At 32.8% G+C, this 17,835-nt stretch carries 8 protein-coding genes and 1 pseudogene; all 9 read right to left on the bottom strand.

Annotated features, from left to right (window positions below; translation table 11 throughout):
* A partial coding sequence (locus tag ACJ5H0_RS22880; protein ID WP_411252165.1) for an amino acid adenylation domain-containing protein occupies window positions 1–4,865 on the bottom strand: 4,865 nt, incomplete at its 3' end.
* A 4-nt stretch (window positions 4,866–4,869) separates the two neighbouring features.
* Window positions 4,870–5,394 carry a phosphopantetheine-binding protein gene (locus tag ACJ5H0_RS22875; protein WP_411252168.1) on the bottom strand — a complete coding sequence of 175 codons (525 nt, stop codon included), beginning with the start codon at window positions 5,392–5,394 and terminating at the stop codon, window positions 4,870–4,872.
* A 204-nt stretch (window positions 5,395–5,598) separates the two neighbouring features.
* Window positions 5,599–6,738 (bottom strand): annotated as a pseudogene (locus ACJ5H0_RS22870) (amino acid adenylation domain-containing protein); the annotation flags it as partial.
* Window positions 6,689–8,098 carry a condensation domain-containing protein gene (locus tag ACJ5H0_RS22865; protein WP_411252164.1) on the bottom strand — a complete coding sequence of 470 codons (1,410 nt, stop codon included), beginning with the start codon at window positions 8,096–8,098 and terminating at the stop codon, window positions 6,689–6,691. The pseudogene ACJ5H0_RS22870 and the gene ACJ5H0_RS22865, both read right to left, overlap by 50 nt.
* A gap of 70 nt (window positions 8,099–8,168) precedes the next feature.
* On the bottom strand, window positions 8,169–9,767 hold the full coding sequence (locus ACJ5H0_RS22860) for a condensation domain-containing protein (RefSeq protein ID WP_411252167.1): 1,599 nt from the start codon (window positions 9,765–9,767) through the stop codon (window positions 8,169–8,171).
* A gap of 19 nt (window positions 9,768–9,786) precedes the next feature.
* Window positions 9,787–11,439: an amino acid adenylation domain-containing protein gene (locus ACJ5H0_RS22855; RefSeq protein ID WP_411252163.1), complete on the bottom strand. Its 1,653-nt coding sequence runs from the start codon at window positions 11,437–11,439 to the stop codon at window positions 9,787–9,789.
* On the bottom strand, window positions 11,439–12,098 hold the full coding sequence (locus ACJ5H0_RS22850) for an aspartate/glutamate racemase family protein (RefSeq protein ID WP_411252166.1): 660 nt from the start codon (window positions 12,096–12,098) through the stop codon (window positions 11,439–11,441). Before ACJ5H0_RS22850 ends, ACJ5H0_RS22855 begins: the two co-directional genes overlap by 1 nt.
* Window positions 12,099–12,187: 89 nt before the next feature.
* A complete protein-coding gene (locus ACJ5H0_RS22845) occupies window positions 12,188–15,256 on the bottom strand; it encodes an amino acid adenylation domain-containing protein (RefSeq protein WP_411252162.1) in 3,069 nt (1,022 codons plus the stop codon).
* On the bottom strand, window positions 15,240–17,835 hold a 2,596-nt coding region (locus ACJ5H0_RS22840; protein WP_411252161.1), incomplete at its 5' end, for a condensation domain-containing protein. The genes ACJ5H0_RS22840 and ACJ5H0_RS22845, both read right to left, overlap by 17 nt.

Here is a 17,835-nt window from a genome sequence, read left to right as displayed (position 1 = left end):
TCCGATTCAGATAATGTAAAGAATGATTTATAATAACTCATTCTGGAAACCAGATTCCGGTTTTCTACCATTACCCCTTTTGGATTACCCGTTGTTCCAGAGGTATAGATGATATACGCTAAGTTATTGGAAGCACTGTTCTTTTTAGGGTTAGATGCAGAATACTGATCTCTTTCAGCATAGAATGCAGTAAATTCTGCTTCATCAATGATCGCCTTGCTTTTTGAGTCATTTTCCATATACTGAATTCTTTCTTCAGGATAATTAACATCAATAGGCACATATGCTCCTCCGGATTTTAATATGGCTAATACAGCAATGGTAACTCTTTCGCTCTTGTCTAATTTTATGGCGATCAAATCATCTGGCTGGATGGAGTATTTTTCTCTAAGATAGATACCCAGCCTATTTGCTTCCTCGTTTATCTGACGATAGGTAAATGGCTGATCTTCAAAAACAACAGCTATACTGTCTGGCGTTTTTTCAACCTGTTCTTCAAATATCTCAATGATTGTTTTCTCACGATCAAAGTCTACTGTCGTATCATTGAAATCATGCAGTAAAACACCTTTTTCTTCGGTTGTTAAGTAATCTATACCTTCTAAAGATATTGAAGGACCAACAATAGACCTGTTTATTATATTTTCAAAATGATCAAAAATTCCATCTACTAAAAGGCTATCATAAATATCAGTATTGTATCTAATGGTAAGGGATAAGCCAGCCTCTCTTTCAACAAAAATAAAACTTAGATCAAATTGAGTTGTATTGTCTTCAAAAGCATAGTTTTCAACCTTTAACCCTGTTAATTCTTCTTCTCTAGCTATTGTCTTTAATTGACCTTGATTTTGTAAAACAACCAAAACATCAAATAATGCAGAACGACTCGTATCACGTTTCAGATTCAGTTTTCCAACCAAATCATCAAAAGGATAACTCTGATGTTCGTATGCTCCTAATAAAGCTTCTTTTTCTTTATCTAGCACCTTCAGGAAGTTATCATTCTCATACACTGTAGACCTAACGGCTAACGTATTTAGATATAAACCAATTTGGTTTTCCAAATCCGGATGATCTCTTCCCGCTACCGGTGTGCCAATGATAATATCATTCTGTCCGCTATATTTATGCAGTAAAACCTTTATTCCGGCCAATAAAGTCATGAATAAAGTGGCATTATGATCTTTTGAAAACTGATTAATGTTATCACCAAATTCCTTTGAAAACAGCTTATTTGAAGAAGTTCCATTAAACGTCTTCGTTAAAGGACGTGCCTTAAAGCTTGGCAAATTTAATACTGGCAATTCTCCCTGAAACTGCTCTAACCAGTATTTTTCTGAGGATTGGTATTTTTCTTTTTGAATAACATCATTGATCCACACCGAATAATCCTTGTATTGAATTTTTTCTACCGGCAGATCTATTATCTTACCTTCTATTAATGAATTATAAATGGCTACAACTTCTTTTACCATTAACTCCATAGACCAACCATCACCAATGATGTGGTGCATGGAGATAAAAAACACAAAATCTTGTTCCTGCCTTTTTAGTATAGAAGCACGAACAAGAGGTGCCTGCTCTAAATTAAATGCAATAGAGTTCTCCGATTTTAAATAATTCAGGATAGCATTTTCTTTATCTTCATTCAGACTGAAATCCGAATATTTAACACTGAAATTTAGGGCATCAGCCTCTGTAATGAACTGACTGATCTCTTTGTCTTCTGTGAATCTGAACGATGTTCGTAAAATCTCATGACGATTGAGTAGAATGGTAAAAGATTCCTGAAACTTCTGAAGATTTAAATCTCCCTTCAGTCTGATAGTGACAGGCATATTGTAAGCAATAGATCCCCCATCAAGCTGACTTAAAATCCAGAATCTTCTCTGTGAAGATGTTAATGGATAAGACTGTGAAACCGGCGCTAATGGTATTGATAAATAACCCGAATCAAACATTTTCTTGCTTAAGCCCTCGATCGTTGGTTCTGTAAAGAAGTCTTTATAACTTACAGAACTTCCCAATTGCTTCTGAATTCTATTAATCACTTGAGAAACAATTAAACTATGGCCTCCAAGTTCAAAGAAATTATCGGTAATACCTACCTTTTCAAGCTTTAACACTTCTTCCCATATCGCAACTAATTCTTTTTCAACGCTCGTTACCGGAGAAACATACTCCTTTCTAATCATATCCTCTGAGGAGATTGAAGGAAGTGCTTTTATATCTGCTTTCCCATTCGTAGTCAATGGAATATTTTCCAATTCAACATAATAATTCGGAACCATATATTCCGGAAGCACTTCGCTTAATCTTGACTTCAAATCTTTTTTATCAACCTTATCATCACACACATAGTAAGCTACGAGGTATTTATCTGAAGATTCTCCTTGTGCAGCAACGACGGCTTGTTTTAATGCCGCAGAACTTTCCAATAAGCGACTTGCGATCTCTCCTAATTCTACCCGATATCCCCGGATCTTCACCTGATCATCGATCCTTCCCAAATATTCTATATTTCCATCCGGAAGCCATCTGCCCAAATCGCCGGTGTCATACATTCTAAGCCCCTCTTCAAAAGGATTGTCCATAAATTTCTCAGAGGTAAGGTCATCACGGTTCAAATAGCCCCGGGCAACTCCGTCCCCGGAAACATAAATCTTCCCTGCAACTCCTACAGGCACAAGATGTAATTCTTCATCTAAAATATAAGCTGTACTATTTGAAATAGGCTTACCTAAAGGAATGGTTGTATAATCTGAATGACTAATAGGATAAGTTAAAGAAAAAGTAGTGTTTTCTGTTGGCCCGTATCCATTTGTAATTTCTATATCCGGAAAAGAATTATATAATTTTTTTACATGGTGTGGAGAAACAACATCACCACCGACAATGATCTTATTTACATTCCTGAATACTTCTATATCGCTGTCTACAACAAAACTAAACCATGACGCTGTCATCCAAAAACTGTCAACTTCATTGGTATTAATGACTTCTTTCAGCTTATCAATTTGTAATAGGTTATCCTGAGTGGCAAGAACTAATTTAGCCCCGTTTAACAGTGTTCCAAAATATTCTAAAATAGTAGCATCAAATGATATGGCTCCCGTACTTAAAAGAATATTTTCAGTATCTAATGTAAAATAAGAACATGGTTTAACAAGCCTTACTACATTTTTATGTTCTACCATAACCCCTTTAGGATTACCGGTTGTTCCAGAGGTATAGATTACGTAAACCAGGTCTGTTGGGCTATTGATATTTTTAAGATTCTCATCGCTATATTCTGTACTTTGAATACTGAATTTTGAAAATTCTTCTTCATCAAAGATGACTTTACTTTGAGTATCATTTTTAATAAAATCAATCCTGTCCTGAGGGAAATTCGGGTCAATAGGAACGTAAGCAGCTCCGGATTTTAATATTCCCAGAATGGCAACTATTAGTTTTTCACTTCTTTCTAATTTAATTCCTATGAGATCCTCAACTTTGACATCATATTCCTCTCTTAGATAAGCTCCAAACTGATTGGATAATTTATTAAGTTCCTGATAACTATACTTTTTATCTTCAAATACCAAGGCAATATGATCAGGAGTTTTTTTCACCTGCTCCTCGAATAATTCAATAATCGTTTCATCTCTTGGGTAAGCTATTTTAGTATCATTAAAACCCAAAATCCTTTCAACTTGATTATCAGAAAGATACTCTACATCACCAATATGAGATTCTGATTTACTGATTAACGCTGTTAACAATAATTTAAAATTAATTATTAAATCTCTTACCGTATCAGTATCATATACATCAGTATTATAATTGATTTGAAGCATTAAATCTTCATCAACTTCTTTACATATTATCTCAAGATCAAATTTTGATAATGTTGATGTAAATTCTTCAATAATTTCACTTTCATGCTTTGGTGTTGACTCTTCAGATTTCTCTCCTGTATTCTGTAAAATCAACATAATATCAAATACCGGATTTCTACTGGTATCTTTTGCGATATTCAGATCCTCAACCAATCTGTCAAAAGGATATATCTGATTTTCCAGAGCCTTTAAAGTATTTTCCTTAATTTTACTGTATAGCGTCTGGAAACTTTCTTCCGGATCAATTTCATTTCTTAAAGCAAGAGTATTTACAAAGAAACCGATCTGATTTTCTAAATCAATATGATCTCTTCCTGCAACCGGACTTCCTATTATAATATCTTTTTCAAGAGTATATTTATACAATAAAACATTCCAGATTCCTAATAAGCTTATAAACAGGGTTCCATCTTGTTCTCTGGTAAATTGGTTCAAATTACTTACCTGTTCTTTTGCAAGAAACGTTTTTAGCGTTCTACCATTGTAAGTTTTAATATTTGGTCTTCGCTTTTGTGATGGCAATTCGATTGTTGGTAAATCTCCTGACAGTTTATTCAGCCAATATTGTTTTGCTTTCAGAAAAGGTTCTTCACTAAATTGCTGCAATTGCCAAGCTGCATAATCTTTATATTGAATTCTTAATTCCGGTAATGAGATTTCAGTACCGTGCGCAAAGAATTCATAATACGCTAAAATATCTCTTTTAACAATATTCATAGACCATCCATCACTGATAATATGGTGCATGTTATAATAAAAGATATACTTGTCTGATGCAATTTTGATAATACTGGTTCTCAATAGAGGACCATTTTCTAAATCGAAAGCTCTGTTTCTATCTTCTTTAATATAACTCGCCAGTAAATCCTTTACATTTTTGCTTTTACTAAAATCTTCCTGGTCAATAGTAAAATTAAGATCCTTTAGAGATAAGATTCTTTGATTGATTGAACCATTTTTATCTGAACAAAAAACAGTTCGCAAAATCTCATGTCTTTCTACTGTAGCATATATCGCTTTTTTTTAAACTTTCTAAGTCTGTAATGGTATCAAGTTCCATTACTGATGACATATTATAAGCTAAAGATGCACCATCAAACTGACTCAACAGCCATAATCTTCTTTGGGCATCAGAAACAGGATACAGATCATTTTCAGCAACTTTTACTATTTCGTTAAAGTTATCTTTTAATGAGGATTCTATTAATAAGGCTTGCTGCTCTAATACCGGGTTAGCAAATATTTGTTTTAACTCTAAACGTACATTAAATTCTTTATGAATTGCACTGATAAGACGTGTAGCTTTTAAACTATGTCCTCCTATTTCAAAAAAGTTATGCTTAATTCCAAATTCTTTAGTATTTAGTAAGCCTTTCCAAATTTCGAATAAATTAATTTCAATTGGGTTAGAAGGAGCTATTATATCCTGTCCATTATTTGTCAAATTATCTAATGGTGATGGCAATTTGGTTTTGTCCAATTTACCATTGCTATTAATAGGCAGCTCATCCATTTGAATCATAAACGCCGGAATCATATATTCAGGAAGTTTGGCAGACAAATGCAGCTTTAAATCGTTTATTGTTGAACCGTCTTTAAAAACAACATAAGCCGCAATGCTTTTATCCCCATCTGGCATTAAAACCAAATTGATTGCACTTTGTGTAAGGCTTTGAAAGGAATCTATTTGCTTTTTAATTTCATCTAATTCTATTCTGTAACCGCGTACCTTAACCTGATCATCTATCCTTCCCAGATATTCCAACTCTCCCGAAGGTAGAAACCTGGCTAAATCTCCGGTTCTGTACATCTTTTCATTTTCATCAAAAGGACATGGAATAAATCTTTCTGCATTTATTTCCGGACGGTTCAAATACCCTCTGGCAACCCCTTGTCCGGACACATATAACTCTCCAGGTCTGCCATAAGGTAATAATGCCTGCTGCTGATCTAATACATAACAATTCGCAAAAGCTAATGGTTTACCAATATTACTAACAGCAGATGATAAGCTCTCATCGGTTAACAACTTGTAAGTAACATGTACAGTTGTTTCTGTAATTCCGTACATATTAATAAGTTTAACCTCCGGATTACTTTCTCTCCATAGTTTTAGTTTAGCCGGATTTAATGCTTCACCTCCAAAAACAACATACCGTAAAGAAGGAACTTTATAATCTAAAACAATAAAATTGTAGAATGCGGATGGTGTCTGGCTAAATACAGTTACTTTATGCTCTGTCATTAAATTAGCCGCCAGTTCCTGGTTACGAACTTCCTCGTTACTTAATACCAAAACATTACCACCCGTTAACAATGCTCCAAAAATCTCCCAAATCGAAAAATCAAAACAATAAGAATGAAAAAAGGACCATGTATCTTTTTCAGAGAATTCAAACTCTGAAAAACATGAATTTAATAAGCTTATAACATTACCATGCTCAATCATTACTCCTTTTGGCTTTCCGGTAGTACCGGAAGTATAAATAATGTACGCCAAATTATCTCCAGTAATCGTAACTTCAGGTAATGACGTTGAAAACTTCTTCTTTGATTTTGAATAAGAATTTAAAAGCTTCGTATCAATAATCAGCTTACAATCCGCATCTTCTATCATAAAAGATTTACGATCTTCCGGGTAGCCTGGATCTATGGGAACGTAAGCTGCACCCGTCTTAAGAACGCCTAATATCGACACTATTAAATCATCATTCTTAGGCAATATAATTGCTACTTTATCTTCTGTTTTAATATCATAAACATCCATGAGATAATTCGCAAACTGATTCGATTTCTTATCTAAATCTTCATATTTTAATTTTCCGGACGACCAGGTAACTCCGGGTCTTTTTTTTATGCTTTTTTACCTGTTCTCCAAATAATTCTACGATCGAAACAGAGGCATCATTCTCAAACTTTTGATTTTTGCAGAGTCTGTTATATTCTTTTGCAGAAACTAATGAAATATCTTTTAAATATGATGCTTCACTTTCTATTATGGATTCCAGAATTCTTGTTACTAAATCTAAAAGTGAATGAACAGTATCCTGATTAAAATATAAATCGTTATAAGTTAAAGCTAAATCAAATTTATCAGCTTCTTCTGTTACCAATAAATTAAAATCATACTTACCCCATCCCTGATTACTAATTGCAGAATCTTCTACTCTTTTTGTCTCTTCTATCTTAGATTCATACACATATAATATATCAAACAAAGCCGTCCGGCTCATATCCTTTTTAGGATTGAGTTCCAACACAAGTTTATCAAAAGGCATTGATTTAAAATTTTCAGCCTCATGCCATTCCTCATCTACCACTGTACATAATTCCAGCAAGGTTTTTTGCTGATCTAAAAACGAACGTAAAACAACAAGATTTTCTATGGGACCTACTACATTTTGTAACTCTTCACCACGAAGATCCATCCAGGTACCCATAACAATATCTGATAGTCCTGTAAGACGGACAAAAGCCATTTTATAAGCAGCTAGAAACAGACTTCTAGCACTCATATTTTTCGTTAAGCAAAATGATTTTATCTTATCTGCAACAATCGTTGTGTTAACTTTATTAGCTTTATAAATATGAACCTGCTCACGCTCATTATCTGTAGAAAAATATAAAACCTGAAGATCTTTTAATTTTGATCTCCAATGAAATAATAATGGCTCTAAATCTTCATCAGTTAGTGCATTTTGCCAATTTGAGAAATTATGAAATTGAATGCCTTTTTCATCCGCTGATTCTATATTATTAATTAATGCCAAAAATTGATTTTCAATCAGTTTAATACTTTGTCTGTCGATGATGGCATGATGAATTATAAAATATACAAGTGTATGGCCTTGTTTATGTTCATAATAACATTTAATCAAATAATCCGTATCAAAATCAAATGGAATCCGGCGTAATTCTTCTGCGTTCTCAACAAGATTTTCCTTTTGTACTAATAAAGTATCGATATTTAAATGGATTGGTTCAGAAATTTCCTGAAAGATATCTCCTCCTTCTTTGCACAATCTTGTTCTTAAAATGCTATTATTTTCTATCAATTTTAGAAAAGCATTTTTCAAAAGATTACTGTCTAATTTTTTATCAATTTTTAAAAAGAAAGGGATATTATGATAAACAGGACCTCCAACATATAAATCATTTTTTTCAAAATAATCTATAAACCATAGTCTTTGCTGATGATATGAATTAAGTACTCTCATTAATTTGTTTTTTTAAATGAAATCAAAGATTTTTTGAATTATTATTAGGTTATGAGTTTTTTGTTTTGAATTATTTTAGACTGAATGTGGGAATAGATTTTTTATCAATCAGACTAATTTTCTCTACAGTTTCATACTGATTATCAATAATTTGTTTCAAACACAGTAAAAAACGTTCTCCCAATTTTGAAATTTCCAAATCGCTGAATACATTCTTTTGGTATTCAATAAAATAAGAGACTTCTTCTTGGTTATTATTGATATAAAAGCAAATAGGAAATTTGCTTCTTTTTATGATTTTTTCTTGCGGAACAAATGATATATTCTCCAGACTATGGTTATCATTTGCCTCTTCGTGATTGATAAAATTGACATATAGATCAATTCTGTCCATCAGATTAAAATTATGTTTGTGATCAAAATCTTCAATAATAGAATCAAATGGATAAAATGAATTGTCGAAAATTTTAACTTGATTTTTAATGGTTTCATCAATAATCTCTTTAATTTTATTTTGACCATTGATTTTTACTCTATAAGGAGCCATATTCAAGTATAATCCAACCTGCCCTATTAAATTGGGATGATTTCTAAGATTAATAGGAGCTCCTATTATGATATCATTTTGACCGCCTATCTTATGAATTAAAATACCTAAAGCAATAGTCATAATTCCCATCAAATTATAATTATGATCCACACAATATTTTTTAATTTCTCCGATAAATTCGGAAGAAAGTACTTTTGAATAATAAGCTCCATCAAAATTATCAGTGTTTGAATTTTTATACCATTTAGGTTGTTGTTTAACATTTTCTAGATAGTTTTCCCAAAATTCTTTTTCAGAAGAAAATTCATTATTTGTCAATCTGTTTTTAATCCAATAGGCATAATCTTTATATTGAACATGTACTGTGCTGAGCTGGATTGAACTGCCTTTTTCATAAGCCTTATATAATCTCATAACCTCACTAATAATAATCTTATCAGAGGTATAATCCCCGATTATATGATGCATTAATGTGGATAAAATGAACTTATTATCTGAAATTTTAATTAAAAGAAACTTCAGCAATGGTGCTTTTTTCAAATCAAATGCCTGATCATTAAAGTTTTTTAAATGTTCTTTTGCATCATTTTCATCAAAGTTTTCATCAACAATTTTATAGTCAAATATGGTGTCAATAATTATTTCGTCAACAATTTTTTGTATCACTTCTCCAGCTTCATTTACCTCAAATCCTGTTCTTAAGATTTCATATCGATTAACAATTTCCTGCAATGCCTTTTTAAAAAGTTCAACTTTAAAATCGCCATTAACATGATAGGTGTATGACATGTTATTTGCTTTTGAATGATCTTCAAATTGAGAGGCAAGCCAAATTCTTAATTGCTCATTAGAGATACTATAACCATTCTCATTTGTAGAAATTGGTACGATTTCATTTTTTCCTGCGATAGATTCTAATACCGGAAGCGTTAAAATATGTGATGCCTGAGAACGTATTGTCGGACATAAAAATAGATCTTCAATTGTTAGATTAACATTGAAAGCCATTCTTATTTTAGATCTCAGTGAGATTTGCTTTATACTATTTCCCCCTAATGACAGGAAATGATCTTCAGTTCCGATATTCTGTACATTCAGTACTTCCTGCCATAAGGTTATTAATTTTTCTTCTGCAGCATTAACCGGCAGTTTTTTTTTGAGGTGTATTTTCTTCTGAAAGTCTTTTTTGTATACTGTTCTGAAGGTTTACAGTATCTATTTTTCCATTTGCATTGACTGGAAATTCTTTTAAGCGAAAAATAACAGAAGGCATTTCATATACAGACAAATACTTTGAGCAATGCATTCTTAAATCATCTTCAGTAACAGTATTCGATTCATAAAAACACACAAGGCTGCTGCTTATAGAATCACTATTGTATATCATGCATTTTACGGTGTGAATATCATTTAGTTTTAAAATCACGGTTTCAATGGAATTCATATCAATTCGGACCCCATTGAGTTTAACCATTCCGTCTTCTCTGCCTATGACGATTACATTTCTTTCGGAATCATATTTCCCATAATCTCCGGTTTTATATACTATATCTTTTTCCTGGCTTAATGGGTTCTGAACAAATTTTTCAGCCGTAAGTACCGGATCGTGGTAATAACCTTTTGACAAAAATGGAGTTTTAATATAGATGCCTCCCTTTTCGTTAATTCGGCACAACTCATTGGCTTCATTCACAAGCAAAATTCTAGTATTAGATATGGGTTGTCCAACAGGTAAAACCTCTTCAGAATTTCTATTAAGATTATTTTCTATTCGGTAAAATGATTTAACCAATGTAGATTCTGTAGCACCATAAAGGTTTATAATAGTAGTATTCTGCCCGTATAATTTTCTCCAGTTTGTAATATCCTTAGCATACAGTTTTTCCCCTGCAAGCAATATATACTCTAATTCAGGAAACTCATCTGAAGTAACAGTTTCTGCTGCATTATGTATGGGTGAAAGTAATCGTAACATGGTTGGAATGGTATGTAATAATGTTATTTTTTCATTTCTTAGCCATTGCAGCAACAAAGCTGAATCTTCTTTTATTTCTTTTGATGGAAAACAAATAGTTCCTCCATTAATTAAGGCTACAAAAATATCTCTTAAAGAAGCATCAAAAGAAAGTGATGTCAACTGCCCTACCTTAACTTTTTCAGTAATAGCCAGTTCTTTTGATTCCCAGTGTATAAAATGGCTTAAACTCTGATGACTCCCTAAAACGGCTTTAGGTTTTCCGGTTGACCCTGAGGTAAAAAATATATAATTAGAGTCTTCTCCTTCTACAACTATATCCTTATTGTAAATTGATAATTCCCTATCAATTTCATTCTCTATATAGATGCCTTCATTTTTTCTATATTCTGAAAAAATCAGTTCACCATCATTGCTGTCAACAGCAATAATGGTTGGAATATTATATTCAAAAAGAGAATCATATTGGAAAAAGGAATTAAAATTACTTTTTGAAATCAGTAAAACTTTAGGCTGGATTTTCGTATAAAGTTCTTCCCAATAATTCTGACTATATTTCTGATCCAGAGGTAAATAAACAGACCCTGATTTAAAAATACCCAGTATAGCAATTAACTGAGCCAGCCTGTCATCCAGAAAAGTAGTTATTATATCTTCTTTTTTTATAGAAAAATGAGCTAAAAGGTCTGCTAAACGATTAGCCTGACTATTTAATTCACTATAAGATACCGATTTCGTTTCAGTACGAACTGCAATATTGGCAGATTTTTCTTCTGCAATATTTTCAAATAAATAATGTAAAACTTTTTTATTCATTATAGCGCTATTTCTATTTTTTTTAGATTCATTAAATCAACCACTTCATCTACCAACACGTCTATTACATCCAGAAAGTGAATATTGACATCAGCGTTTTTAATACCTATCTGAACTTCTGTACATCCGCCAATGATAAGCTGAACGTCTTTATCAATAAGGCTCTTTAAAGCGTCATTAAATAAATCATAAGCAGAATCAGAAATAGTAGAAGATTTAAATCCTCCTTCCATGTAAACCGATTTCATAAATTTTTCCTCCTGATCATATTTATTGAGTGTTATCAATTCAAAAGGCATACTTTGGAATCTGTCGTGAAACAGTTTAGAATTTATTGTACCTGTTGTTGCTAATAATCCTATTTTTTGAATATGACTGTATTCTTTTAATAACCGATTTGCTATCAGGTCTATAGGATTTAATATTTTACTCTTGCCTGAAGCATCAAATTGATTTAAAAAATAATAGGACGTTACACAGGTAGAAATAATATAATCCACCTCACATTTCTCGAGAATGTCCAATGATCTCTTAAGTTCGTTCACGGGCGATTCTTCATTATATACTATCGCAAGGGTTCTGTCCGGAACCTGGCTGTTGTTGTGCACGATAAATTCCGGAAAATCCTGATCGCATTTTGCATCAGTTTTATCAATCAGCTTGTTTAAAAAAAAGCAATCCGGCCCTGGTGCCCATACCAGAAATAATACCTAATTTATTTTTCATAAATATGTTATTTGATATCATTTTAGTTAAAAACTATCGTCAATAGCAGCATTGATATCATCAAAAAGCTAGCCTGTTCTTGGATTTCATCCGTATTCGATGCAACGATGTAATCATCAATTGTTACAGAATCGTCTGAAAAAACAGATTCCATCAGCATTAAAAACTCGTTGAACATTTTCTCTATTACATCAGCATCAAATAAATCGGTATTGTAAATAATATTGCAGGAAATTTTACTTTCATAAACTTTAAAATAAAAAGTCAAATCAAATTTGCTTTTGTATGATTCTATAATTTTAGAATAGCCTTGTTCGTTTATAGCCATCCGATTCTGATTTATGGCATTTTGAATCATAACAACAGATACATCAAACAAAGGGCTTCTGGATAAATCTCTCTGTAGTTTAAGGTGATCTATAATAGATTCTACAGGAAAAGACTGGTGTTCCAAACCTTCTAAAACCGTATTTTTAACTATTTCTAAAAGTGACTGATAATTCTCTTTATTAGGCAATAAAACTCTAAACGGCACCGTATTTACAAAACATCCGATTTGGCCTTTCAGACTGTGATGATCTCTACCATCTATAGGACTGCCAATTACCAGATCTTTTTGATAAGAATATTTATACAGTAAAATATAAATAAAACTTAAAAAGTTCATAAACAGCGTGGTCTCTGTATTTTGGACCGTCTGTAATAGTTTTGTATAATTATTTCCGGTTATATCGCCAGAGAAAACATTTCCGTTATATGTTTTAATTTTGGGACGTTCTTTTGATACAATCAGATCAAGCGGCGGAACTTCTTTTTCAAATTTATTCAACCAATATTCTTGCTGCTGTTTTTCTGAATTATTTTGTGCAATCCAGGCAACATAATCTTTGTGTTGAATTTTTAGATCTTCAAGTTCTACTTTACTTCCATTTTCATAAGCGTCATAAAAAGCTAAAACATCATTTGTTAAAACCTCCATGGACCATCCATCTCCGATTATGTGATGTATATTATAATAAAACACATAATTCGTATCGCTTATCTGCAGTAATACAGCACGCAATAAAGGCCCGTTTTCAAGATCAAAGCGTTTTTCGTTGTCGTCATCAACAAAGTTTTTTATTACTTTCTCAATGTTTTCCACCTTACGATAATCTTTATATTCCAACTCAAACTTTAATTCTTCGAGAGGTAAAACCCATTGTTTTATTTTGCCCTCAATATCTTCTTTAAAAACGGTTCTTAATATTTCATGGCGTTCTATTGTAGCAAGTATAGCCTTTCTGAAATTATCAGGATTAATGGCTAATTCAATACAGGAAGGCATATGATATGCTTTAGATCCATTTTCAAATTGACTGGCTATCCAGATTCTTTTCTGAATTGCAGAAACGGCATAACTTTCAGCTTCCGGTATTTTAGTTATTTCATCCTGATCAATCGTGTCATATAATTCCAACAGCTTAACATGAGAACTTATAGTTGTTGATTTGAATATATCGTTTACCTTAATTTTTACATTAAACGCTTTTCTGTATTCATTGATCAATAAGCCGGCTTTCAAGCTATGCCCTCCAAGTTCAAAGAAATTATCGGTGACTCCCACATTTTCAATCTTTAGAACTTCTTCCCATATTGCAACTAATTCTCTTTCAACGCTCGTTACAGGTACAACAAATTCTTTTCGGATCATATCATCTGATGATATTGAAGGAAGCGTCTTTCGATCAATTTTACCGTTTGAAGTCAAAGGAAAATGAGATGATTCGACAAAAAAACCAGGAACCATATAATCTGGTAATCTGTCCTGAAGAAAATTACGAAGGGCTCTTTTATCCAAAGTATTTTCTGAGATGATATACGCCACCAAAACTTTTTCTGAGTTTAGCTTTTTCGTCTCTACTATAACCTGTTTTAAAGATGCTGAAAATTTCAAAATCGTATTTTCGATTTCTCCAAGTTCAATTCTGTAGCCTCTTATTTTAACCTGATGGTCTTTTCTTCCTAAAAACTCAACATTCCCATCTGGAAGCCAACGCCCCAGATCGCCTGTATCATACATTCTTTGTCCGTTGACAAAAGGATTTACAATAAATTTCTCTGACGTAAGCGTTTCATTATTAAGATAACCACGTGCTACACTGGCTCCCGACACGTAAATCTTACCACTCACCCCTACCGGTAAAATTTGTAACTGATCTCCTAAAATATAAACCTGCGTATTACAAACCGGTTTCCCTATTGGGATCATTCCCTCATGAACTGGACTTACTTTATAAAACGTGCTCACTACCGTATTTTCAGTCGGCCCGTAATTATTATAAATATCTAATTGTGAACTTTTAGCAATTTTTAGCGATTCTCCTCCAACCAAAAGCTTCACTTTATCGATAACGATTCCGGAGCTAATTAAATCACTGCAAATAGCAGATGGCAAATAACTATGTGATATCTTGTTACTACTATAAAAATCAGCCAGTTTTTGTAGATTTAATCGTATCTCCTCTTCTCCAATAGGACAAAGAGATGCTCCACAAATCAGATAAGGAAAAATCTCCCAGATAGATGCATCAAATCCAACTCCGGAAAATAACGCTCCGCGACTATCTTCATCAACTTTAAACGCTGCGCAATGCCAATAGCATAAATTAATTAAATTATGATGTTCGACCATTACCCCTTTTGGTTGACCTGTAGTTCCGGAAGTATAAATTACATATGCTAAATCAGTAGCAGAATTGATTTTTTCAATATTCAATTGCGAATAATGGTGCTGAACTTTTCTGAATTTTTCTAACAGGAGTTCATCAATAATAACTTTAGTTGCACTGTCTCTCTTTATGTAATCTATTCTATCCTGTGGGTAATTTGGATCAATTGGCACATAAGCTGCTCCTGATTTTAATATTCCTAAAATTGAAATAATCAGGTTTTCACTTCTCTCTAATTTAATCCCAATTAAATCATCAGCCTGAATACTATAATTTTCTCTTAAGTAATGAGCAAGTTGATTAGAAAGTTTATTTAATTCGTGATATGTAAATGCATTGTTTTCAAAAACAATTGCTGTATTATCAGGTTTTTTTTTCAACCTGTTCTTCAAATAAGGCTACAATTGTATTATCTTTTGGATAAAAAGCTTCAGTTGCATTAAAATCAAATAACAATTGCTGTTTTTCAGATGGCTTCAAATAATCTGTATGCTCTAATACTGCTGACGGATCGGCAATTGAATTGCTTATCAAGTTTTCAAAATGACTGAAGATTCTTTCTATTAAAAAAGCATTATAAATGTCAGTGTTGTATTGTATCGTTAAAGACAAACCTTCTTCACATTCTGTGAAAACCAAACTCAGATCAAATTGAGCAATCTTATTTTCAAAAGCATAGCTCTCTACCTGTAGGCCTGTTAATTCTTCTTCATTTGTAATTTGTAACTGTGCCTGATTTTGCAACACGACAATAACATCAAATAAGGCTGAACGGCTGGTATCTCTTTTTAGATTTAATTGACCGATCAAATCATCAAAAGGATAATTCTGATACTGATAGGCTTCTAATAACGTATGCTTTTCTCTATCTAATACGTCTAAAATAGTAGCATTTTCTGCGATCTGAGTTCTTATTGCCAGTGTATTAAGATATAATCCAATCTGGTTCTCTAAATCAGGATGCTCTCTTCCTGCAATAGGTGTTCCTATAATAATATCCCGCTGATTCGTATACCTATAAAATAAAGCTTTTACCCCCGTTAATAAGCTCATAAACAAAGTAGCATCATGATCTTTTGAGAAGGTTTTTATTTTCTCCAAAAATTCTTTTGAAAATTGATGACTGATACTGTTTCCATTAAACGTTTTAACTAAAGGACGCTTATTAAAACTTGGCAATTCTAATGTGGGCAGTTCTCCCGAAAATTGTTCTATCCAATATTGTTCAGCTGCATTGTACTTCTGTTTTTGGATATCATCATTTAGCCAGACTGCATAATCTTTGTATTGAATTTTTAATTCCGGTAAATTGATTTCTGTATTATTAACTAAAGCATTATATATGTTTATGATTTCCTTAATCAATAATTCCATAGACCATCCATCACTAATAATATGATGCATGGACATAAAGAAAATATGTTGCGTTTCCTTAACTTTTAGTAAAGATGCTTTAATCAGAGTGCCTTTTTCTAAATCAAAAGCCATTGCAATTTCGTTTGCCAAATAAGCATCAACAATGTCTTTGGTTTCATTATTAGAACTAAAATTAACATAATTGACTGTAAAGTTTACTTCCTCTTTTGGGGTAATAAACTGACGTACCTGTTCTCCTTCTATTGACAGGAAAGATGTTCTTAAAATTTCGTGTCTAAGAATTAATGATTTAAAAGCTTCCTCAAATTTTAAAATATCCAAATCTCCTGTAAACTTCAGGACAACAGGCATATTATAAGCTAAAGATGCTCCTTCAAACTGGTTTAATACCCAAAATCTAAGTTGAGAAGATGTCAAAGGATAACTCACTGATTCCGGGGCAGGTGGGATAGCCAAATAATTCGCTTGGATTAAATTTTTACTTAGTCCTTTTATTGTTGGATTATTAAAAAAGTTCTTAAGCGAAATACTAGTGCCCAATTCTTTAAAAGTCTTGTTGATCACCTGAACCGCTACTAAACTATTTCCGCCTAATTCAAAGAAATTATCCGTTATTCCTACTTTATCAACCTTTAAAACTTCTTCCCAGATCTTGGTCAACTGTAACTCTACATCTGTTGTTGGAGCTACATATTCACGTCTGATAAGATCTTCCCCTGAGATATTTGGCAGTGATTTTTTATCTACTTTTCCGTTTGGAGTTAATGGCATTTTATCCAGCTCCAAGTAGTAGCCTGGCAGCATATAATCTGGTAATTTACTTTGCAGATAGCTTCGTAGATCGGCCTTATCTATTTTCGTTTTACTTACATAATAAGCTACTAATGTCTTTTGAGAATTAAATTCTTTTACTTCTAAAACGACCTGCTTTAGCTGATCAGAAAACCCTAAAATAGCCGTTTCTATCTCCCCTAGCTCTATTCTATACCCTCTTATTTTAACCTGATGGTCTTTTCTTCCTATAAATTCTATGTTTCCATCTGATAACCAATAGCCTAAATCTCCTGTATCATACATTCTTTCTCCTTCTATAAAAGGATTGGTCAAAAACTTTTCCTCAGTGAGATCTGCCCTGTTCAGATAGCCTCTCGCTACTCCAGCTCCGGATACAAAGATCCTGCCTGTAACCCCGAGAGGAACCAATTGGCTATTCTGATCCAGAATCAATACCTGAGTATTCGATATAGGCTTACCTATAGAAATGGTTCTAGACTCTTTATTCGTAATACGATAAGATGTACTATAAGTGGTATCTTCCGATGGACCGTACAGATTTCTAACTTCGATTTTATCCAAAGGAAGCTTTGCAATAATATCCGTGGGAAGAACTTCTCCTGCCATGTTGATGACTTTGATAGCATCCAATGGTGCTTTGTCTTCTATTAATTTTCTTATCACAGAAGGAACCGTATTTAATAATACATTGGTGTCCTGATCGAGATAATGATTGATTTCAAGGGCGTTCTTTAAAATCCTTATTTTCTTACCTGTCGAAAGGGTATAGAAAAATTCATACACAGAC

It is taken from the genome of Chryseobacterium proteolyticum (genome assembly GCF_046591535.1).
GTDB lineage: Bacteria > Bacteroidota > Bacteroidia > Flavobacteriales > Weeksellaceae > Chryseobacterium > Chryseobacterium proteolyticum.
Note: the sequence above shows the minus strand (reverse complement) of the source record. Positions and strands in the feature narration are given on the sequence as shown.

Excerpts from the sequence above, each read along its gene's own strand:
- ACJ5H0_RS22875 (WP_411252168.1), bottom strand. The coding sequence starts at position 5,394 with ATGGATGAGCTGCCTATTAATAGCAATGGTAAATTGGACAAAACCAAA.
- ACJ5H0_RS22865 (WP_411252164.1), bottom strand. The coding sequence starts at position 8,098 with ATGAGAGTACTTAATTCATATCATCAGCAAAGACTATGGTTTATAGAT.
- ACJ5H0_RS22855 (WP_411252163.1), bottom strand. The coding sequence starts at position 11,439 with ATGAATAAAAAAGTTTTACATTATTTATTTGAAAATATTGCAGAAGAA.